Source organism: uncultured Aquimarina sp. (genome assembly GCF_947492115.1).
Lineage (GTDB): Bacteria > Bacteroidota > Bacteroidia > Flavobacteriales > Flavobacteriaceae > Aquimarina.
In genome coordinates this window covers 740,909-764,165 of sequence record NZ_CANLMM010000003.1, presented here as the reverse complement: position 1 = coordinate 764,165, position 23,257 = coordinate 740,909, and the positions used below count along the sequence as shown (strand labels likewise).

13 protein-coding genes are annotated in these 23,257 nt (G+C 34.6%); 8 read left to right on the top strand and 5 right to left on the bottom strand.

Features of this window, described 5'->3' with window-relative positions; genetic code table 11:
* Window positions 1-86 precede the first annotated feature (86 nt).
* The 8 genes from Q1A73_RS12650 (at window position 87) to Q1A73_RS12615 (ending at window position 13,149) form a co-directional block, all read left to right on the top strand.
* On the top strand, window positions 87-1,064 hold the full coding sequence (locus tag Q1A73_RS12650; RefSeq protein ID WP_299606096.1) for a M23 family metallopeptidase: 978 nt from the start codon (window positions 87-89) through the stop codon (window positions 1,062-1,064).
* A 5-nt stretch (window positions 1,065-1,069) separates the two neighbouring features.
* Window positions 1,070-2,188, top strand: coding sequence for a CapA family protein (locus Q1A73_RS12645; protein WP_299606093.1), 1,119 nt, complete (start codon window positions 1,070-1,072; stop codon window positions 2,186-2,188).
* A gap of 2 nt (window positions 2,189-2,190) precedes the next feature.
* Window positions 2,191-2,520: a MerR family transcriptional regulator gene (locus Q1A73_RS12640; RefSeq protein WP_299606090.1), complete on the top strand. Its 330-nt coding sequence runs from the start codon at window positions 2,191-2,193 to the stop codon at window positions 2,518-2,520.
* 392 nt (window positions 2,521-2,912) lie between these two features.
* Entirely contained in the window at window positions 2,913-3,998 is a 1,086-nt protein-coding gene (locus tag Q1A73_RS12635) for a hypothetical protein (RefSeq protein ID WP_299606087.1), read from the top strand.
* Window positions 3,999-4,107: 109 nt separating this feature from the next.
* Window positions 4,108-5,295 (top strand): hypothetical protein, encoded by a 1,188-nt coding sequence (locus Q1A73_RS12630; RefSeq protein ID WP_299606085.1) that lies wholly within the window; start codon window positions 4,108-4,110, stop codon window positions 5,293-5,295.
* A 19-nt stretch (window positions 5,296-5,314) separates the two neighbouring features.
* On the top strand, window positions 5,315-8,920 hold the full coding sequence (locus tag Q1A73_RS12625) for an RHS repeat domain-containing protein (RefSeq protein ID WP_299606083.1): 3,606 nt from the start codon (window positions 5,315-5,317) through the stop codon (window positions 8,918-8,920).
* Window positions 8,921-8,927: 7 nt separating this feature from the next.
* A complete protein-coding gene (locus Q1A73_RS12620; RefSeq protein WP_299606080.1) occupies window positions 8,928-12,713 on the top strand; it encodes a DUF6443 domain-containing protein in 3,786 nt (1,261 codons plus the stop codon).
* A 16-nt stretch (window positions 12,714-12,729) separates the two neighbouring features.
* Entirely contained in the window at window positions 12,730-13,149 is a 420-nt protein-coding gene (locus Q1A73_RS12615; protein ID WP_299606078.1) for a hypothetical protein, read from the top strand.
* Window positions 13,150-13,774: 625 nt separating this feature from the next.
* Here Q1A73_RS12615 and Q1A73_RS12610 read toward each other — a convergent pair.
* The 5 genes from Q1A73_RS12610 to Q1A73_RS12590 all read right to left on the bottom strand — a co-directional run bounded on the left by Q1A73_RS12610 (window position 13,775) and on the right by Q1A73_RS12590 (window position 23,076).
* Window positions 13,775-14,377, bottom strand: coding sequence for a hypothetical protein (locus tag Q1A73_RS12610; RefSeq protein ID WP_299606077.1), 603 nt, complete (start codon window positions 14,375-14,377; stop codon window positions 13,775-13,777).
* A gap of 217 nt (window positions 14,378-14,594) precedes the next feature.
* Window positions 14,595-15,209, bottom strand: a complete 615-nt coding sequence (locus Q1A73_RS12605) for a hypothetical protein (protein ID WP_299606074.1) — start codon at window positions 15,207-15,209, stop codon at window positions 14,595-14,597.
* Window positions 15,210-15,217: 8 nt separating this feature from the next.
* Window positions 15,218-16,525, bottom strand: coding sequence for a ribosome biogenesis GTPase Der (gene der / locus Q1A73_RS12600; protein WP_299606071.1), 1,308 nt, complete (start codon window positions 16,523-16,525; stop codon window positions 15,218-15,220).
* Between the two features lie 250 nt (window positions 16,526-16,775).
* Window positions 16,776-18,302: a choice-of-anchor I family protein gene (locus Q1A73_RS12595; protein WP_299606069.1), complete on the bottom strand. Its 1,527-nt coding sequence runs from the start codon at window positions 18,300-18,302 to the stop codon at window positions 16,776-16,778.
* 184 nt (window positions 18,303-18,486) lie between these two features.
* A complete protein-coding gene (locus tag Q1A73_RS12590) occupies window positions 18,487-23,076 on the bottom strand; it encodes a collagen-binding domain-containing protein (protein WP_299606067.1) in 4,590 nt (1,529 codons plus the stop codon).
* Window positions 23,077-23,257: the final 181 nt, after the last annotated feature.

Here is a 23,257-nt window from a genome sequence, read left to right as displayed (position 1 = left end):
GACAATTTATTATATTTGTTGCAGCCTCAAAGTATAAATTAGCCTGTTTTTGGCTAACATCCTGCAAAAATAGTATATTTTAGATTATGTCAAAGGTTAAATATTACTACGATAGCGAGACGCTATCTTATCGTAGAATTGAGCAAAAAAAGGGTCGTAAATTTGGTTTTGCCATCTTGGGGATTCTTGGTGCTTTTTTAGCAGGCTTCATCCTTCTGGTAATCTACCTAAATATTCCTCAATTAGAAACTCCTAAAGAGAAAGCATATAAAAGGGAATTAGACAATATGAAACTGCAATATGAACTTATGAACAAGCAATTGAAAAAAGATCATGCTGTTCTTGCTGAAATTGCAGAAAGAGATGATAATATTTACCGCTTATATTTTGGTGCACCACCAATTCCTGAAGAAGTACGAAATGCTGGATTCGGTGGAGTAAATAGATACAAAGGTTATGAAGGTTACGATAACTCTGAAATGATTATTGAAAGCCAAAAACAAATAGATAAACTTACCAAACAAATCGCTGTTCAATCTATATCTTTAGATGAGATTAAAGAATTAGCAGAACAGAAAGAAGAATTACTTGCTACGATTCCCGCAATTCAACCGATCGAAAATTCTGATCTAAAACGTATGGCCTCTGGTTATGGATGGAGAAGTGACCCTTTTACCAAAGCCCGAAAGTTTCACTATGGAATGGATTTTTCTGCAGCTACAGGAACCCCAATTTATGCTTCTGGAAATGGAACAGTTACTCGTGCAGATGCAAACTCAAGTGGTTACGGAAAACATATAAGAATAGATCACGGGTTTAACTATGTTAGTTTGTATGCTCATTTAAGCAAATACAATGTAAAGAAAGGACAGAAAGTAAAACGTGGAGATATTATTGGATACGTAGGTAGTACCGGTAGATCCGTAGCGCCTCACCTTCATTATGAAATATTTAAAGATGGTGAACGTATTAATCCTCGTAACTTCTATTATGGAAGTTTAACTTCTGAGGAATTTAATGAAATGCTAAAAGCTTCTTCTCTTATTAATGAAACTTTAGACTAGTCTATATGCGCAAAGCACTTCTTTTTGTAATTCTAATTGGTTTTAGCACTACAATACAAGCTCAGAAATTTTCAAAAGAAGCCATTGACTCCATGACCACAATTGTGGAGGATTTTAAACTAGAAATGGAAAAACTGTCTGCTCCCAAAAGCATAAAACTCATGGCTGTTGGAGATATCATGATGGGAACCAATTTTCCTAACGAAAGTTACCTACCTCCAAAAGACAAAGGACCATTCGATGATGTGAACATAGTATTGCAACAAGCAGATATTCTTTTTGGAAATCTAGAAGGCACGCTTACTGACGAAGGTAAAAATGCCAAGCGTTGTTCTGACCCTTCTAAATGTTACTCGTTTCGTTCTCCGGAATTCTTTGGTCAATATTTAGAGGAAAGCGGATTTGATGTGATGAGTGTTGCGAATAACCATATTGGTGATTTTGGAGCTATAGGTATCAAAAACACGGCTAAAACTTTAGAGAAACATAACATTGCCTATGCTGGAATTTTCGCACAGGAATCTACTATTTTCGAAAAAAATGGAATCACGTACGGATTTTGTGCCTTTGCCCCAAACAAAGATTGCGTAAAAATTCATAACTTAACCAAAGCAAAAAGGATTGTAAAGGAACTGAAGGAAAAAGCAGATATTGTAATTGTTTCTTTCCACGGTGGTGCAGAAGGATCGGATCATACGCATGTACCTAGAAAAACAGAACGTTTTTACGGTGAAGATCGCGGTAATGTATACCTGTTTGCACATACATTAATAGATGCAGGAGCAGACGTTATTTTAGGCCATGGACCGCACGTTTCCAGAGCTTTTGAAGTATATAATAACAAATTTATTGCTTATAGTTTAGGAAATTTTTGCACTTATTCTAGATTTAATTTAACTGGAATTAAAGGATATGCACCCATAGCAGAGATCGATATCGATCCGGAAGGTAATTTTATCCAAGGCAAATTACATTCTGCTAAACAGATTGATGAGATCTATCCGTTTATGGATGACAAAAAAAGAGCTCTAAAAGAAATTAAAAAATTGACAGAGGAAGATTTTCCAGAAAGCAATTTGGTATTTAAAGAAGATGGGAGTTTTACCCAACAAAAAGAGAACTAAATATGTACGTAGACTTACCCAAAAAATTATATTATGGTATTGGTGAAGTAGCTGATGCATTTGATGTAAATGCTTCTCTTATCCGTTTTTGGGAAAAGGAATTTGATATTTTAAAACCTAAAAAAAATGCCAAAGGAAATCGAAAGTTTACTCCAGAAGACATTAAAAATTTAGAGCTTATCTACCATTTGGTAAAAGAACGAGGTTTTACCTTAGAAGGTGCTAAAACTCACCTTAAAGAACAAAAGCAAGAAGCTTTAGATAGCTTTGATATCATCCGAAAATTAGAATCTATACGTGCTCAATTGTTAAAGATTAAAGAACAGTTGTAATACGTTTTTCTCCCATTTGATAAAGCCTAAATAATTTTTTCCTTTTTTTTCATCAATAGAAGACAGAAGTCTTATGACCGAATTAGGAAGAGGGAAAACTATAATCTCCTAAAAAATCCAATATCCAACACCCATCCAAAACTTTTTTCTAAAAAAGTGTAATTTCTATAGTAACATTTCTTCTCTTTTCGACACTACCTAATAGTACTCTGAATAAAAAGGAAGAAGTTGTAAGGGAAATCGAAAAAATATTAATACAGAATTTAATCAAATTTTGTTGATAACAATCTGATTTCTTGCTGATCGTATTCATATACAACTATTACTTTTGTCGCCTTTCTTGAATAAAAAGAGTATTAAAAAAATATCATAACATAGTTAATTTTTAAATTATGAGAAACTCATTGTTCTTTTTGTGCATTTTAATATCAAGCATTAATGTTTTTGGGCAAAACACCAACTTCGATAACCTAACTGCCAATTACAGCACAAATAAATCTATAACCTGGTATACATCTAATTATGGTTCTGGTTTTGGCCATAGAATTCTTAATACTGATCCTGGAGGTCAAACTTTACTAAATTTCCAAGGAAGACATAATTCTTCTACATGGTCAGATATAATGACGCTTACCTCTAATGGTAATGTAGGTATTGGAACCAATTCTCCTTCCAGAAAATTAGACGTTAATGGAACTATATCAGGACAGAGTTTTATTAATGTGCAAAAGGGAGGTAGTTACATAATTTCGTTAAATGGAAATGAACATGGCTATATAATAGGAAGGAATTCTAGTTTTCAGAATAAATTTCAAATTGCATCCAATGGTATAACCTATTTTAATGGAGGTAATGTAGGGATTGGGACTACTTCTCCTTCTAGAAAATTAGACGTGAATGGTAGTATCCAATCTAAAGAATTAGTATTAATAGATCCTGATTTAGGATCTAATTCTGATTATACCGCAATTTTTCGAGAAGATGCTGGCGTTGATAATGCTGTGGTAAAATTAAGAATAGGGGATGATTCCCTAGGTAGTTTTAATATAGGTTATAAAAATTGGCAAAATGGAGAATGGATATCTACTTTTTATGTAAACAACTACGGTAACGTTGGTATAGGCACCACCAATACCCAGGGATACAAATTAGCAGTAGCGGGAAAAGTTGTCGCAGAAGAAATAAAAGTGGCTTTACAAAATAGTTGGCCAGACTTTGTATTCGAAGATTCATATGCATTGCCAACTTTACAAGAAGTGGAAAATCATATTGATCAAAAAGGACATCTGATCAACATTCCATCTGCTGCAGAAGTAGCGCAAAACGGGATTCAATTAGGGGAAATGAATGCTAAACTCCTCGAAAAAATCGAAGAATTGACTTTGTATACGATTGCGCAGGAGAAAGAATTAAAGGAACAGAAAGATCGAATCAAAATTTTAGAAGAAAAACTAAACAAAATTCTGGATAGCAAATAATCATAATTTCTATAGTAACATATCCCTTCGTTTTGAAACTATCTTATATAATTCTTTTCTAAATGAGAGAATTTCAAGGAAAATACATCATATAATCAATTTTTAAATTATGAAAAACTCATTGTTATTTTTAATGTGCCTTTTCACATTCGTAATAAATGCTCAAACCCACATAAGTAAAACAGTAACTGTTGACAGTCCAGGTTGGAAAAGAGTTGCTAAACTAGATGGAGGAGCTGGAAGAGGCTATAATAAAATTACTCTTATGACTAAAGGTGGCGCTACTACTCCAAGAGTAGCAACCATTTCTTGGTTTAAGGGATGGAGTAATTATGGAGGATTAAATCTAACTTCTATATCCGATAATGGGCATTGGTATGATGCTCGAATTACCTATGATAGCACGAGCTCTTATTTGGAAGTAAATTTTACTATAAATATTCCTTTACTCGATGTTCATTTGGACAGCTCAGCCTGGACCGGAGGTACACTTTTCGAAGGAACTTTGCCTAATGGCGAAGGGTCTGTTTTACTTACTGCTAAATTTGGACGATTAAATTTTGGAGAAAATGATCTTCTAATGGACTATAAGGGAAATTTAGGCTTAGGAGTTTCTGCTCCAAACGCCCAAGTCGTAGTAGGAAATAATTTTGGTGCTACCATCTCGGGATCAAGTGGAGGGAATGCTGTATTTGGAACCAACTTAGCGATTCAAAATGGTGGTACCGACCATAATAAACTTTTCACTCCATATTCTCACACCAATAGTTATGGTTATGCTGGAGTTAAAGCATCCTGGGGACATCTTTATTTCTACGCAAATAGGGAGAATACCTCAAGCGGTCAAACCATTACTCCTGCTACCCGAATGATTATCAACAACGAGGGTAATGTAGGTATAGGCACCACCAATACCCAAGGATACAAATTAGCAGTAGCGGGAAAAGTTATCGCAGAAGAAATAAAAGTGGCTTTACAAAATAGTTGGCCAGACTATGTATTTGAAGATGCTTATGAATTACCTACTCTAAGACAAGTAGAAAACCATATTGACCAAAAAGGACACCTCATCAACATTCCATCTGCTGCTGAAGTGGAGCAAAATGGTATCCAATTAGGTGAAATGAATGCTAAACTATTAGAGAAAATTGAAGAGCTTACCTTATATACAATTGCGCAGGAGAAGAAACTTGATTACCAAGAAAAGGAAATTAAAAGACTACAAGAAGTAAAAGCTAAAAATAGCGAACTCGAAGCGAGACTTGCAAAGATTGAATCTCTATTAGAAAAGAAATAATTCCTCAAAAAGAAGAAAAATGTTTATACAAAAATATATTACCACTTTTTTAATAATCATAGGAATTTCTTGTTGGGCTCAAGACAACCAAACTAATGCTGGATTCGACTATGTAAGTGAACTCAGTCGTTCAATCCCAACCCCTCTGTCTCCTGAGGCATATGCTTTTATGCAATATGGACAAGTTCCCGTAAACAGTTACACCGGTAATTTAGGATATTCCTTACCATTATTTACACATACTGGAGCAGAGATGTCGCTCCCCATGAGTTTATCTTATGATCAGAATATCAAAGTATCCCAAGTGGCTACAGGAGCTGGTTTAGGATGGAATTTGAATCTAGGTGGTAGAATTTCCAGAGTGGTCAATGGATTACCCGATAACGGTATCAGTGGTCAAACTGTTTTTGATGCAGATACAAGAGCTAGTTTACAAAACTATTATGGTCAAGGCGGTATGTTTGGCAGTGTCTCTTCTGCAAAAGATCATTATGAATGGACAAAGGACATAGAAAAAGGCCGTATTGATGTACATCCTGATTATTTTACTTTGAATGCATTAGGAATTAATGAAGTAATTGCATTTGATATTAGTGGTGGAATGGAAGCCAAAGTTATTTCTAATCCGCGAATACAAGTTGAACTCATTGGAGGATTTCCTTCTTCGTCAAATCAGGATATTCAAGGATGGATTATTACAGGAGAGGATGGCAGTCGTTACCATTTTGAAATGGCTGAACAAACTAGAAAAATTGGAGATGACAGTTCTTTTAATTCTTATAGCCTATTACAGATATATAATTCTTCTTGGGTACTAACAAAAATTGAATCTCCCAATAGAGCAGACATTTATACATTTCAGTATGAACAACAACCTTATAGCAGTGAGATCGTTATAGCACAAGAATATGAAATTGCCTCCACAACTATTAAACCAAATCAGGTTAATCATGGAATCGACAATATCAGTAGTATTACACCTGATATAAGTATTAAACAACTTTTTCTAACCAGTGTTTCTTATAATGGACGACAAATTTATGACATCAATTTAAGTGATCGATATGATTACAGACAGGTAAATCGCACCAACAACACCTATACTTCTGTACAAAATGTTATTGATGCCATCGATATATATCAATACAATCATAAGACAAACATAAATGATCTTGTACAAAGCGTCGACCTGCAGCATAGTTATTTTGGCCCATCTGCGCTAGCTAACAATCCACAAACAGTTTCTAATTGGGATCATTTAAAAATTAAATTAAAACTAGATGTTGTGGCGTTCAAAAACGCCGATGACTTGTTAAATAAAAAGTTTGGTTTTGAGTATTATAGTCCAACAGCTGTTCCTGCAAGAAATTCGAAAGCTCAAGATTATATGGGATATTATAATGGTAAAAACAATACCACATTATTCCCAAAGATTGAGGAAAACAACCTCCAGATAGCTGGAGCAGATCGTAATCCAAACGCTGCTGTATCTAATGTAGGTGTGCTAAAAAAAGTGATATATCCAACAGGAGGATACTCTATATTCAATTTTGAAAATCATCAAATTTCTAAAACTTTAGCTGCAGATCCGATTACTTTAGAAAAGGTTATAGTTTCTGGCGGCACTAGTACTTTTGATTGTAGAGGTCTTTGTAGGGATAAGTATATACAACCTCCTAAAGTGCAATCCAAAATGTTATATATTCCTGAAAGTGGTAAATATGACATTAAATTCACAAATTCTGGAAGTCAGTTATATGATGCCTGGATCATTAAAAGACCAAATAACACCGTAGTATATGATGGTTTCATTGGCTGGGGAGGTGGCTCTTTACCAAATCCTAGTTTTAGTTGGTTTCCCAATACTACGGTAGGAGATTACACTGATAACAATGTATATTTTGCTTCTGGATATTACCAAATTACCATAGCTAACAAGCAAGAAGGAACTTCGGTAGGTATTGAAGTCATTGATAGACGTTCTCAGGAATATGAAGTAGTTACTAGTACCAAGCCTGGGTTACGCCTAAAATCTATAGCAAACTATGACCATAATGACACAAAATTGACTTCAAAAGAATATCAGTATGATACCGGATTGGGCAATGGATTTTCTAGTGGTAGAGAATTGTATAAACCTTCTTTAGTAAGTTATAGCTCCTCCAAAATTTTTAAAGCTAATCAAGGTTTTATAGATACTAAAACAGTAGTTAGAAAAGCAACTGCAGCAGGTTCGCCACAAAACCATATTGTTTACCAAAAAGTATATGAATACAATCGCGTATTAGAAGATCAGTATGACGGAAGTACTCCTCCAATAGGAACACCTCCTGACGAAGGTGATATTTTAATTGAAGAAACTGACCCTGATCAACCAAGATTATTATCCGTTCCTAAAAATGGATATACTATTACTACCTATCATACAGGGCGTCATGGTATCGTTCCGGATCGATTAGGAAACAATTATTTTTCTGATTACAAAATTGGAAAACCTAAAACTATAGATGTATTCGATGCTTATAGAAGGTTAAGATCGTCTAGAGCATTTACCTATGAGGATTATCCGGTTTTTTCTTCTCCTGGTTTAGTATTTCAGTTAAATGAAGAAAACAAATACTTATACAAAGTATATTACAACAATTCTAATGGTCAGGTTTATGAAGGAACATATCCAGGAAACCTATCTTGTTTTGAATGTAGTAATGATGTCGTAATTAACGAAGCTGCTCCACCAGAAATATGTACTTCAAGTAATCATCCTAATAGACCAGCAAACCTTGCGGATTGTAATCTAGATCCAAAATCCGCTACTAAACAGCTCATAGGAAGAACTATTAATGGGCGTGGAGGTTTTTTAGCATCAGAAATAGTATATAACTATTATTCTAACGGATCTATAAAGACTTCTAAAAACTACACTCATGACGCTGATATTGATTATCTACTCAGATCTGTGGAGCTAAACAATGAAGCAACAGAGAATTTGACAATCCATTATTACTATCCAAAAGATTATCAATTAGGCAATCTACCAGACCTTGACATATATAATAACGAGGAAAAGGCTGGATATGATGCTATGGTGGATCAAAATAAAATTTCTATACCGATTCGGATAGAGCGTTTTAAAAACACCCAAAAATTATCTACTGTTATTACTAGTTTTAAAAGTTTTGATGGCCTTGGACCATTACCTTATAACGTATATCAGTCCAAAGCAAATAATCCCTTTATCAATAGGATAAAATATCAAAGCTATAACAACTTGGCTAAACCAACTAAAGTTCTGGTCAATGAAAACTTGCATAAAGAAATCATATATCATCCTAACAACAGATGGATAATTGCTCAAATTGAAAATGCAAATCCTACAATTTCTGATGACCAAGCTGACATCCCTATAGCAAATGATATAGAAAATTTACTGCCAGATCTGTATGCAGATCATCCCAACGCGATGATCACAGGTTATGCTTATAATTCTTTAGGACAATTAATTAAAATGATTGATCCCCGAGGATACAACATGACCTATCATTATGATGAATTTAACCGACTGAAATTTGTAAAAGATAATGACGGTAATCTCGTATCAGAAAACAAGTATAACTACAAAAACTAAGAAACAGATGAAAAAACTATTTCCATACATAACTGTTGCCTTACTTTTTGTAGGCATCTCAGCATATAGTCAGGTTGCAGATACTGTAACCGTACAGGATGAAACCATCAACTCATCCAGTGATCCTGCTTTACTAAATGTAAGGGCTGGACAAACCATTATCATTAAACCAACGACTTGGATACAATCAGGAACCACATTCTCTGCTGTAATCACAGAAGATCCATACCTATTACCTTCTTTAGATACCAATGAAAATTATGTATTTACTCGAGTGTATCAAGAAGAAAAAACAAGCTTTGATGAGGTAAAAAACAATAGCGATGTCATAGAGAGCATTACCTATTTTGATGGACTTGGAAGAGCGAAGCAGCAGATCGGTATCAAAGCTTCTCCTGATAAAAGAGATATTGTAACTCATATTGCATATGATGTATATGGAAGACAAGACAAACAATATTTACCTTTTGAAAAAGTCAGTGCCACCAATGGTGCCTATGATCCAGTAAATATCATTACCGATATCAATGCGTATTATAAAAACAAATACAGTAGTGATTTTGCAGGAATTGATCAGGATGATACAACCAATTTTAATGCCTATTCTGAAAGTATCTTCGAACCTTCTCCACTAAATCGTGTACTAGAACAAGGTGCTCCCGGAAAAGATTGGAAAGCAGATTCCCAAGCAGATACTGATCATACCATTAAGTTTGATTGGAATACTAATCTAGCAGATGAAGTAGCCTATTTTTGGGTGAATTTTCATGAAGGAAACACCGAAGTTCCTATTTTGGTACAGGAAGGGAATTATGACCCAAACGAACTTTTGGTAACTACTACCAAAGATGAAAACTGGCAACCAGAACAAACACACCCTAATGATCATACGACCAGAGAATACAAGGACAAACTGGGCAGAGTGATCCTAAAACGTACTTTTAATGATGGTATAGAACATGATACTTATTATGTATATGATGATTTTGGGAATCTTACCTATGTCATTCCACCAAAAGTGGATATAACAGATGGTGTATCAAACATAGAACTTGCAGAACTCTGTTACCAATACATTTATGATTACAGAAATAGATTGGTAGAAAAAAAGATTCCTGGCAAGGATATAGAATATATCATATACAACAAACTGGATCAACCCGTGATGACACAAGATGGAATACAAAGACCTAATAAAGAATGGTTGTTTACTAAATATGATGCCTTTGGTAGAGTTGCATATACAGGATTACACGAACATTCCTTTGTGACCACTAGAGCTGGACTACAACAAAATGCTTTTAACAATAGTGATTTGGTACAATTTGAAACCAAACAAAACTCAGCATCAAGTATTGCAAACACAACTATTTACTATTCAGATAATGCGTATCCAGACACCAAATTGATCTATACCATTAACTATTATGATAACTATACCTTTGATCACTCTGTTGCGAATCCAGGAACGGTATTCGGTCAAACAGTAACTTCTGATGTAAAAGGATTGCCTACAGGAACCAAAGTACGTGTATTAGGTACAGATGATTGGATAACTACGGTAACCTATTATGATGCAAAAGGAAGACCGATTTATGTGCATAGTACTAATGAGTATTTGAATACCGTAGATATTATAGAATCCCGATTAGATTTTGCTGGGAAGGTATTAGAAACTAAAACTACCCATACCAAAGCAAGCAACACTCCTATTGTGACTGTAGATACTTTTACCTACGATCATATGGGAAGATTGTTAGATCAAAAACAAACCATTAACAATCAAGCTCAAGAACATATGGTAGCCAATACCTATGATGCACTTGGACAATTGGAATCCAAAGAAGTTGGTGGTGGATTACAAAAAGTAGATTATACCTATAATGTGCGTGGATGGTTAAAAAACATTAATGAGGGAACCACCAATAATGGAGATCTCTTTGGATTTGCAATTAACTATAGTACTACTACAGAAAATCTAGGTGCTACCCCACTCTATAATGGAAATATTAGTGAAACCAGTTGGAAAACGGTGAATGATAATATCAAAAGAGCCTATGGATACCAATATGATGCACTAAATCGTATTACTGCTGGATTAGATAACACCACAGATAGGCGATATAGTCTAAGTAGTATTGCCTATGACAAAAATGGTAATATCACTGCTTTAAACAGAAATGGGCACTTAACTGAAAATGCCAATAGTTTTGGGGTAATGGATCAGTTAACTTACAATTACAATGAAAATGAAATTGGAAATCAATTAACTAGTGTAACAGATAACAGTGGCATTACCACTGGATTTAATGATAAAAATACTTCTGGAAATGATTATCTTTATGATGAGAATGGAAATATGACAAAAGATAATAATAAAGAAATTTCTAATATTACGTATAATCATTTAAACTTGCCCACTAGTATAGGTTTTACCGATAATTCTGGATTATTTCCTGTTTTAATTGGTTCTATTTCGTATACCTACGATGCTTTAGGTACTAAATTAAGTAAAAGAGTGACTTATAATAATGGCGCATCCAATATCACCTCCTATGCGGGTAATTATATCTATGAAAAAAGTAGTATTTCTACTTGTAGTGGTTGCCCACAACCAGAAGAAGAGCTTAAATTCTTTAATCATACGGAAGGATATATAGAACCAAACGGAAATGGTGAATACGATTATGTATACCAGTATAAGGATCATTTAGGAAATATACGATTATCCTATTCCGATAAAAACAAAGATGGAAATATTAATGTAATCCTAGGATCAGCTGAAAACGAAATCTTAGAAGAGAATAACTACTATCCCTTTGGGTTAACACATAAGGGGTATAATAGTACGATTACTGGACGTGAACATCCTTATAGCTATAATGGAAAGGAAGAACAAGATGAACTTGGTTTAGCTTGGTTAGATTTTGGAGCTAGGAATTTCGACCCTGCATTAGGTAGATTTATGAATATGGATAGGTATTCGGAAACTTTTATGCCTATTTCTCCATATCAATACGGAGCAAATAATCCTATTCTATATCTAGATTATAATGGAGATTATATAACCATTGGAATTGAAGATAATGACGGTAATAAATATTCTGTTTTATATGAAAATGGAAAAACCTATCATTACTCCAAGGATTCAGATGGAAATATTACCAAAGGGGAAGAATATGATGGAAAAGATAATGGGTTTTTAAAACAAGCGATAGCTGATTTAGATAAAATAGGAGATACTAAGCAAGGAAGTAGAATAATTGGAAAATTACAAGAGTCTTCAGCTGGTTATAGTATTTCTAATTCAGGTAATGCATTAGATAATTCGTTTGACCCAAATACCAATAGTATAAGCTATTCTCAAGATGATGCGGGTCGTCATGATGGCGTTAGGTTCAACAAGAGTCATATTAAATTAGGACATGAGTTAGCCCATGCATATGATTCAGATAGAGGTTTCGATATGGGGAGCATTGCGTTAGGAGGCTTGCCGGCAAGTGAAATAAATGCTGTTAAATTTGAAAATTATTTAAGAGCTCAAGATGGAGAAACAGATATGAGATTAAACTATAGATTTGGTGGAGTTAATTATGGTCTTAGCAATGCATTAGGAGGAAAATCCGCAAGTTATTTTAATTCTTACATAGCTCCATTGGGGAGAAATGAAGTATACAAGCGCATAACTCCTGTTCCTGAATTTAATCCAAGCATCGATAATACTTATGTCAGAAAACCTTCAATAAGAAGAGTATATGATACCAAAAAACAAAAATTTGTCTCTTTTGATTAATTAAATATTTATGAAAATGAAGTTCTTGATTCTAATTGTCTTTTTAAATGGTTGTGCTAGTATTGGAACATACAAAACAACGTCATATGAAGAAGACGATTATACAAAAGTGTCAATAGATAAAATTCTGGAAAACCCTAATTTATATCATGAAAAAAAAATTGAATTAAACGGTTATTTTTTTTATGGTTTAGAAGAAGCTGCAATTACAAATGATAAAAGTTCAAGTGTGAAACAAAGAATTTGGATTGATTTTGATTATAAAAAGAATTTATTGGACAATAATAATAATGAACTTTTTGCAAAAAATAAGCTCTTAGATTGTTCTAACAAGAAAATTAAAATAAAAGGAGTTTTTTCTAAAGAGAACAAAGGACATTTAGGAATTTATATCGGTGCATTAACCAATATCACGTATTTTGGGGATGAAAAATAAGTTTTATTTATTTTTTTAATTAAGATTTTAGTAACTTAAATTAGGAACCACTCTTCGGAGTGGTTTTTGTTTTATTTGGCAGTTTTAATTAATAATAATGATGTATTTGTCAATCAAAGTAAATGGTGAACAATTCAAAAAAAGTTATCTAGTATATGTGGTTGAGGTGATTCCCCAATCTAGCGCGAGCAAAAAAAAGTAACAGCTAGCGCGATGCCTCCAGGCTCGTGCCGATAAAGATTGGCAGGTAGGAATAATAAAAGATAAAGACCAGCTGCGCAAAGTCTCCTGACTTAGCGTAACGATCAAAGAAGGATTATAAATATTAAGAACCAGTTACAATGATGTTGTAGCTGGTTTTTTCATGGATTAAGAATATACTTTTTTAGCATTATAATCTCTAATTAAAGCATCAACCCGATAACGCGAATTTGTAATCCGTGCGAATTATAAGAAACAAAGAGATTGTCTACGTCGGCAATCTCTTTTTTAACAATGGCTCTTAAAAGTTTGTAACTAAAAATTATCAGATTTAGATTATGAATTAGTAATGATGCTACAAGTATCTTAGAAACATCATCGTACGGAATCAAACGGATTGCAAATCTGCACTATCTTGTTACCATCATATATTTCTGCCTTGGCTTTTTCTTTTCTTGCTTTTGTTACTTCTGGTGCTATCTTGGCTATTTCTATTGTTTTTATCTTGTTCTCTAGCTTTAGCTTTTTCGCTTTTTTCAGCTTTCTCTTTAGGTTGTTCGGTTAGATTTGTAAGTTTTTCTTTCGAAATCTCTTTTGTATTTGATGTATCAAGATCTTTTTGTGATGTATTATTTACTTCTTCTACATATTGAGCTTTTACATAGGGATCATATCCATTCTCTCTACTCCTATAGAGTTTGCCTGGTTTAAGATCTTCTGGTTGTCGTTCTGCTAATCTAGCTTCAACAACAGGTTCTCGTGGATCAAGAACCCTAACATTAGATACTATTCTTTCTATTTGTGCTGCTAACCTACGTTCTCGTTCTTCTCTACGTTGTTGTTGCCGCCATTCTATATTCTCTCTAGATCCGCTAATGCGTCTAGCTGCCTCTATTCTCTGTCGTTCTCTTCGTTGTCTTTCTCGTGCTTTCCTTTCCTGTCGTTTTTTATACGCCTTTTTAACACGTTCAAATATATTTTTAGGTTTATCATCATTGGGTTGATCTCCGTTAGTTCTACCAGGCATAATATCTATTTTTAAAATTTATCATGATAAATATAGATACCTTTCCTGCCGCTAGGTTGTAGACTTCAATAACGGATAATACCTATGTAATATGTGGGCATTATATATCATAATTGGTTTTATCTTTTATACAATCTTCAAAATCTCAATACATGATGATCCTGCAAAGTTGCAAACTTCGAAGAACTTACAGTTAAAGTGAAAATGGACTAGTAGTCTATTTTTGTTTTCTTAAATACGCTCTATAGATATCTGATTCGATACTGGAAACATCTGATTGCATTTGGGTAAGTTTGGTTATGCTCGCTACTAATGGAAAGTCTTTAAAATTATAGATTAGCCAATTGTGTTTTTTTCCTGATCTATCAATCACATCATTTGTGTTTATTTTTTCAGAGATATCGGTTTTTAATCCATTATCATCAACCCTACTAAGTATTTCTTCTCTAAACTGATTGATCGTATTTAGGAATTCTAATCCTTTTTCAGAAAGACCATTTTCTGTAAAAAACATATTGTTAGCCTGATCCATTTTTTCATAATTCGTTGGATCTTTAATCCCTAACATCTCTTCTTTGATAGATTCTAAATACTTTCCAAAATCATCAACTAACACTTCTATTTCTTTAGCTTTTACCACATGTTCTTCATCTCTTATCAGAGTTAATAAAGAATCGTTATCTTTTGCTACAGAAGTGGAATTAGTTTGCAATCTACTATTCATTGTACCAAAAGCAGTCAACACCTCTTGAGAAGCCTTTTTTAGAAACCATGCTACACCAGAAATTAGCATAACAACAAGAACTAAAATAACCAATGTAGACTTCTTCACTTCCAAAATTACTTTTTCCTAAAATATACTGCAACAGGTACACCGTGAAAGTCAAATTGCTTACGTAGTTGATTCTCGATAAAGCGTTTGTACGGATCTCTGATATATTGCGGTAGATTACAGAAAAATGCAAACTGCGGTTGGGGTGTAGGTAATTGCATACAGTATTTAATCTTTACATACTTTCCTTTATACGCAGGTGGTGGATTATGCTCAATAATAGGAAGCATGGTATCGTTCATAACACTCGTTTTGATCTTTTTAGAACGATTTTTATACACTTCTACAGCCGTTTCAATGGCTTTAAATATACGTTGCTTGGTTAATGCAGAGATAAACACAATAGGCACGTCTGTAAATGGCTCTATTTGCTTACGAATATACTTTTCGAAATCTTTAAGGGTATTGCTTTCCTTATTTTCGATCAGATCCCATTTATTTACCAGAATTACAATTCCTTTTCGGTTGCGTTCTGCTAACCAAAATATATTCTGCACTTGTGAATCAAATCCTCGCGTAGCATCTACTAACAATAAACATACATCACTATGTTCTATCGCTCTTACCGATCGCATTACGGAATAAAATTCTAAATCTTCTTTTACCTTAGATTTACGTCGGATTCCTGCAGTATCTACAAGATTAAATTCAAAACCAAAACGATTGTACTTGGTATCAATAGCATCTCTTGTAGTTCCCGCGATATCCGTAACTATATATCGATCTTCGCCGATAAGGGCATTGATAAAAGACGATTTTCCAGCATTTGGTCTTCCTACTACAGCAAAACGTGGTAGCTCAGAAACTTCTTCTTCTTCTTGTTCTGGCAGAGCGTCTACTAAAGCATCTAATAATTCTCCTGTACCGCTTCCGTTAATACTAGCAATAGTATAATATTCTCCTAATCCCAGATTATAGAATTCAACGGCATCGGCAGCTCTTTTGGCATTATCAACCTTATTTACCGCTACAAAAATGGGCTTATCTACTTTGCGCAACAGATTAGCGACTTCTTCATCCATACCAGTAATACCAGATTCTACATCTACCATGAAGATAATTGCATCAGCTTCATCTATAGCAAGTTCTACTTGCTTATCGATTTCTGCTTCGAAGATATCATCACTACCTACTACATAACCACCTGTATCGATCAATGAGAATTCTTTTCCATTCCAATCACTCTTACCATAGTGACGATCACGAGTAACTCCACTCACCGCATCTACGATGGCTTCTCTCCTTTGGATCAGTCTATTAAAAAAAGTAGATTTTCCTACATTAGGTCGCCCTACAATTGCCACTATATTACTCATTATCTCGAATTCTAAAATTTGTGCAAAATTAGTCTTTTTATTCTTCCTAAACTATTGATCCTGTAAGATGAAGTAAATAAAATGTAATGAAATAGGTGTAAAAAACGAAAAAGCTCAACGGTCAGCGCATCGACCTATTGAACTTTTTCATAATTGATAGTCAGTCAGTGAAATAATTACTTACCTCAAAGATATAAACAAATCTATATAAGTTGGTTACTGTAAAACATCAAAATTTTTATGGATGCTTTTATTTCACCTCGTAGATAGCCACAGAATTAGATACTTCGTGTGTAACAATCACCAAAGCATTACCTGTTGGACTATCCTCTGCTTTAACGGTAATCAATCCTTCTGGAGAGATATCAGCGGCATCACGCAACCAATCGATAAACCTCGGATTTACTGGATTAGAAATATCATACACCATTACTCCACCTGTTCTTTCTAAACCTACAAACAACAACGTACTTCCGTCAACTTTTAGCACTTCTACAGCTTCTGGTTCTGCTCCTTTATCATCAGATCTATTATCAACTCCATCTCCTTCATTACTATTAAAGGCGCTAGGATCAAATTCAAATACGGTTCTTGCAATCTGATCACCACTATCGTATACTTTTGCTCCTGTTGTAGTCCAAATGGTAAAAGATCTTCCTCCATAAGCATAGATTTGATCTACATCACCATCTCCGTCTATATCACCATTAGCAGTAGTTGTCTTTAAACGTCCAAGATTTTCGTCTAATTGTAATGTCTCAGCATCTGGATATACAGTAGGATCAAGTGTTAAATCTTTTACTCTTTCTTCTTCAGAATATCCATCATAATCTCTAGCATCACCTTCGTTTGCAGTAATTAAAAATCTCGCTCCTCGTATTTTAGCAAATGTCATAGCATCTGGGTGATAATACCCTAATACTGGCCAGTTCTGAAAGTTTCCAACAATATCATCTCGATCACTCGCATCGATCTGGTTTTCTGGTAATGAATAATCCTTAGTTCCCAAACCAGTAATATAACGTACCGTTTTAGTTCTTAAGTCTATTGCAGCAATCCCATTATTTTCTTGTAATGCTACATACGCCGTTCTAGAATCATCAGAAACAGCTATATATTCTGGTTCTATATCCTGAGCAAATGTTGCATTTGGACCAAAAACCCTAAAGTCATTGCCAATAGAAACACCATTAAACCTAGTAAACGTTACTTGGTGCACTTGACCTGTTGCTACCTCTATAATCGTTACAGAACCTTCTGGATCAATGGTATACTCATCGTTTGGCTCTCCTTCATTTGCAGCTATAATATATTTGCCATTTGGACTAAATGTTACCATGTCTGGTAATGCTCCTGCTTGATAGGTTGTTAGCAAAGTTTGTGAATCTGCATCGTATGTTGCTACTGTACCATTTGCCTGTTTATCTGCTGCATTTTCTAACGCTACAGCAACCAATCCATCTTGTACTGCTACACTATTAGGAATTCCGTTTAAAGAAATATCTGTGCCAGCTACTGGATTAGAAGGATTAGAAAGATCCCATACAGAAAGTTCCACATCATTAGGGTTAACTACGAACAGTTTTGCTGTTTCTGGATCAAAAGCAGAAATTTCTGCAAAGCCTTCATCTCCAGTTCCGTTGATAAATCCTCCAATTTTGTTAAACGTAAGGTCGTCTGTATTACCACCTCCACCTTGATAATCATCGAGATTACAAGAATAAAATAATCCTAAAGCCCCAATTACAAATAGACTTGATTTGTTAAAGATTTTCATTATTAATTTGATTTGCGTTAGCTAGCTAAATTCAATAATGCATATATCCTTAATGTTACCATAATAATAAATTACGTCTATTTTACGAATTCTTAGAGTTAAGAAATTGTTAGATAGAAAAAGCGCTCTAAAAAGTGTTACTTTTTAGAGCGCTTTCAAATTTTAAGCTATATCGAAGAAAGTATTATTCTATAATAAACTTCTTATATTCAACACCTTCTTCTTTGTGTATCTTCGCTACATACACTCCTGATTCCATTGATTGTGTCATGTTAAACACTAACGAATTTTTACCATTCGTAATTACTGACTCTTTTGTAGGAGTCATTCTTGAACCATTCATACTGTAGAAAGTTACTCTTACATTTTGTTCTTTCTTAGACATGATATCTATGGTCATATCTTCTCCAGAATGTAGTACTGTTGGATATAGTTTTGTACTTATAATACTCTCATCACAGTTATCTACAAATACGGTAACCTCATCAGAATCGCTACAGTTTCCTGTAGTCACTGTAACTGTATAATTCGTAGTAACTGGTGGAGATACAATAATAGTTCTTGTTGTTTCTCCGTTAGACCATAAATAACTATCTCCGATAGAAGCTGTTAAAGTTGCCTCCTCTCCAAAACCTTCACATAAAAATCTATCTCTTCCAGCACTTACCTCTAATATCGTTACTCCTACTATAACTTCATCCATAGATTCACAAGCTCCATCTGTAACAATTACAGAATAAGTAGTTGTATTTCCTGGTGATACTGTTATAGTTCTAGTCGTTTCTCCAGTAGACCATAAGATATCTCCTTCCCCTTCTACCGACAATACAACTTCCTCTCCTAAACAGATTTCCTGATCTTCTCCAGCGTCAGCAACTAGTGAACAACCTTCTACAAATACCGTAACTTCATCAGTTGATGCACATCCATTGTTAGTTATGGTAACAGTGTATGTTGTAGTTTCTTGTGGTGAAACTTCGATACTAGCTGTAGTTTCTCCTGTAGACCAAAGAATAGCTCCTTCTCCCACAACTGTTAGTGTAGCGGTTTCTCCTACCGTGATTGTTTGATCCTCTCCTGCATCTGCAGTTGCCGAATTTACTGTAACTATTACTTCATCTGTAGCAGAACAGTTTCCATTCGTTACCGTAACTGTATATTCTGTTGTAGCATCTGGCGAAACATCAATACTTGCTGTAGTTTCTCCTGTGGACCATAGAATAGCTCCTTCTCCAACAACAGTTAGTGTTGCAGTTTCTCCAACACAAATAACTTGATCATCTCCAGCATCTGCAGTAGCATTATCAACGGTAACAGTTACCTCATCTTCTCCAACACACTCTGTACATCCAGTTACTGTAACAGTATATGTAGTATCTTCTTCAGGTGAAACGGTAATACTTTGTGTAGTTTCTCCTGTAGACCATAAATACTGTACTTGTCCTTGTCCTTGAGAAATGCAATCTCCTAAGTTTATATTAAAATCTCCAAACGAATCTGGGTTTCCTTCTAAGTTAAACCATCCAGATCCTCCGTAAACAGCTGGAGTATATTCGAATACGTTAGCACCATTTCCTACCTGAAAAGCTTCACCTCTTCTGGAGATATCATAACTTAAATCACCTCCAATTTGTGTAATCGTTCCGCTGATTCCTGTATAATATACCCAACCTGTTGCATCTTCTGTTTGACAAGAACTTGCTTTAGGACTTCCTGCTGGCGGTGTATCTGTAAATCCAGTAAAGGTAGCATCTACTGTAAAAGCAGTGTTCGTGGAATTGTATTCAAATACTTCTCCTTTTAACGTTGCAGTTCCATCAACAGCATTTTCACTCCAAACAAGATCAACGTTTCTAAACCATAATCTGGTTCCGTTATCATTTATGAAAACAACAAACTGATGATGTCTTCCTCTGCAATAGTCAGTATCTTTAATACCATATTCTATACAATCACCACAATTATCAATACCTGTAGCTTGTGCAGTTAAAGTAACTTCTTCTCCTAAACAAATCTCTTGATCTTCACCAGCATCAACAATCACTGGATCATTAACTACCACCGTAACCGAATCTGTAGCCTCGCAACTTCCACTAGTAGCTGTAACAGTATATGTAGTTGTTTCTGTCGGAGATACTGTAATACTTTCTGTTGTCTCTCCTGTTGACCATACAAATGTACCTTCTCCAGTAGCTGTAAGTGTTACTTCTTCCCCTAAACATACATTTTGATCATCTCCTGCATCTACCACAGCAGATTTCACAGTTACCACTACTTCATCAGTTGCCGTACAACCATTACAATTAGTAACAGTAACTGAATAGGTAGTATCCTCTTCTGGAGAAACAGTAATTGAAGCTGTAGTTTCTCCTGTAGACCATAAGAAAGTTGTATTGCTCGTTTCTGAGGAAATACAATCTCCAAAATTAAAATTAAAATCTCCTACAGGATATTCATTATCATCTGTATCGAACCAACCACAAGCTCCAAATTTTCCTAATTCAGTTTCTGTTTGATTTGCTCCATTACCCATCTGGAAAGCTGGTCCTCTTCTAGTTAAGCTAGTTGACCAAGATCCATCTTCACTAGTAATTGTTCCAGTAAATTCTGTATAATACTCCCATGCTGATTCGTTTTCATCATTACAAACATGTGATTTAGGACTATTTGCTGGTGCTACCGAAGTTTTTCCGGTAAATACCACGTCTACTTCATAATTAGATTGTGTTACCGTATAATCAAAAACAGTACCTTTTAATGTTGCAGTTCCATCAGCAAGTTCATTCCATTCTAGATCTACGTTAGAGAAAAATCTATTTCCTTCTAACCACAACACATAGTTCTGATCTCCACGACAATACTCTGTATCCTGAATACCATATTCTACACAGCTTTCACAACTTTCGTTGTTGTCTGTAGTAGCAGTTAATGTTACTTCATCTCCAAGACAAATTTCCTGATCATCTCCTGCATTTACAGTAGGAGCTTCATTAATGATTACCTCAACAGCATCAGAAGCTTCACAATTCTCACAATCTTTAACAGTAACAGTATATGTTCCTCCTTCATTAACTGTAATAGAAGGTGTAGTTTCTCCTGTAGACCACAAATAACTTACTTCTGTATTTGTTGTTGTAACACAGTCGCCTAAGTTAAAGTTAAAATCTCCTCTATTGTATTGACCATCTGTAGTATTGAACCATCCACAAGCTCCTAACTTACCTAGTTCCGTTTCCGTAACATTTGCTCCATTTCCTAACTGAAATGAAGGACCTCTTCTAGATAAATCAATAGACCAAGATCCATCTGTACTAGTTACTGTACCAGCTAATTCTGTATAATAAACCCAATCATTCGTATTCTCTGAATTACACTCATGGTTTTTAGGACTATTAGCAGGTGTAGAAAATGTTTTTCCAGATAAAACTGCGTTCACTTCATATGTAGTTTGCGTAAGGGTATGATCAAAAATAGTTCCTGTAAGCGTTGCAGTTCCGTCTGCTAACTCATTCCATTCTAGATCTACATTAGAAAACCATCTTGGATTGCTCCCATCCGTTAACCACATCACGTAGTCTTGATCTCTTCTACAGTTATTCGTATTTTCTACTCCATAAGTCCCAATACAATCCACACACTCAGAAGCTCCATTAACTCTAGCAGTAAGAGTTACTTCTCCTTCTCCACAGAATTCAGAATCTTCACCTGCATCAACGGTAAGTTCGCAAATATTGTTATCCGTACAAGCATCAAAAACATGCTGGTGCAATTCTCCTTGGATATGATAATAATTAGCAGCAATTACCTGACCATTGATATTCCCTGAAGAATCTTTTGTTACATCAGATTTTGGTGCAAACAAACTTCCGATTATTGTAGAACCTCCTTTTAGTGTAATACTATTATTATTATAAAAATTCCAAATAATAAATGCTCCTTGCGGGTCTCCTATTCCAGCAATATTCAAAATATTCCATTCAAAATCACCTGGCGAATCTACATTAATAATTAAAGGAGTATCTTGATTAGGCGTATTCTCAAAAGTTAAATACGGAAGACTTTGCAGTTGAGCTCCCGTAAGGTTTAATACATTCACAGTATTTGGAGCTAATGAAATTTTATTATCACTACTAACCGTAAGATTTGGTGTTAACAGACTATAATCTAATGATCTCGTTTCGAAAGCTCTAAAAGCCGCTTCAAAATCTATTAAACCTCCATTACTAACAGAGTTCTCTACTTGTTTTCTTTGTACCTGTACTCTAGGTTTTGCATCATAATCTCCAGAAGTTACTCTTGTATTTACAGATGCGTTATTTCTATCTAAATCAAATACAGAAGAACCATTAAGATCCCCAACTTTCACATATCCTTGATTTAAATGAATTCCTTCTCCAGAAGTATAAATTATTCTTCCGTTTACCACTAATGATGAAGGCTGATCGTCGCCATTAAAAAAATTATTACCGGCAGTTTGTGCCGCTACAGTAATGATACCATCCATTGTTAAATTTCCACCTAATGCTATAGGCCCTTCAGTATCACCTCCTTTGAGTGTTGTATTATATCGAACAAACGCGTTATACCCTAATGCTTCTCCTAATGGATTGCTACATACGGTAGCAGGAGCACTATTATTTTTATCTAATACAGAATTAAATCCTGTTGTCATCATAAAAATGACGATCATGGTTAGGCTAAAGATAGTCGCTCCAACATTTGTTGCGCTTATCTTTCGGCTTAAAGAGTTAAGCTTTTTATTAAATATTGACATTGTGTAGTTTTTTCTTTTGAATCAATAGATTCAATATGGTTAATTATTTTGGGTTATTTCATAAACAATTACAAGACAAAAAGAGTCAATAAATTCATTATAGCATGAACTGTATTGTCTATTGTTTATTAAATTTTAAAAGTAAAACGTTATTAAAAAACGAGTGAAGTTAAAGTAAGTT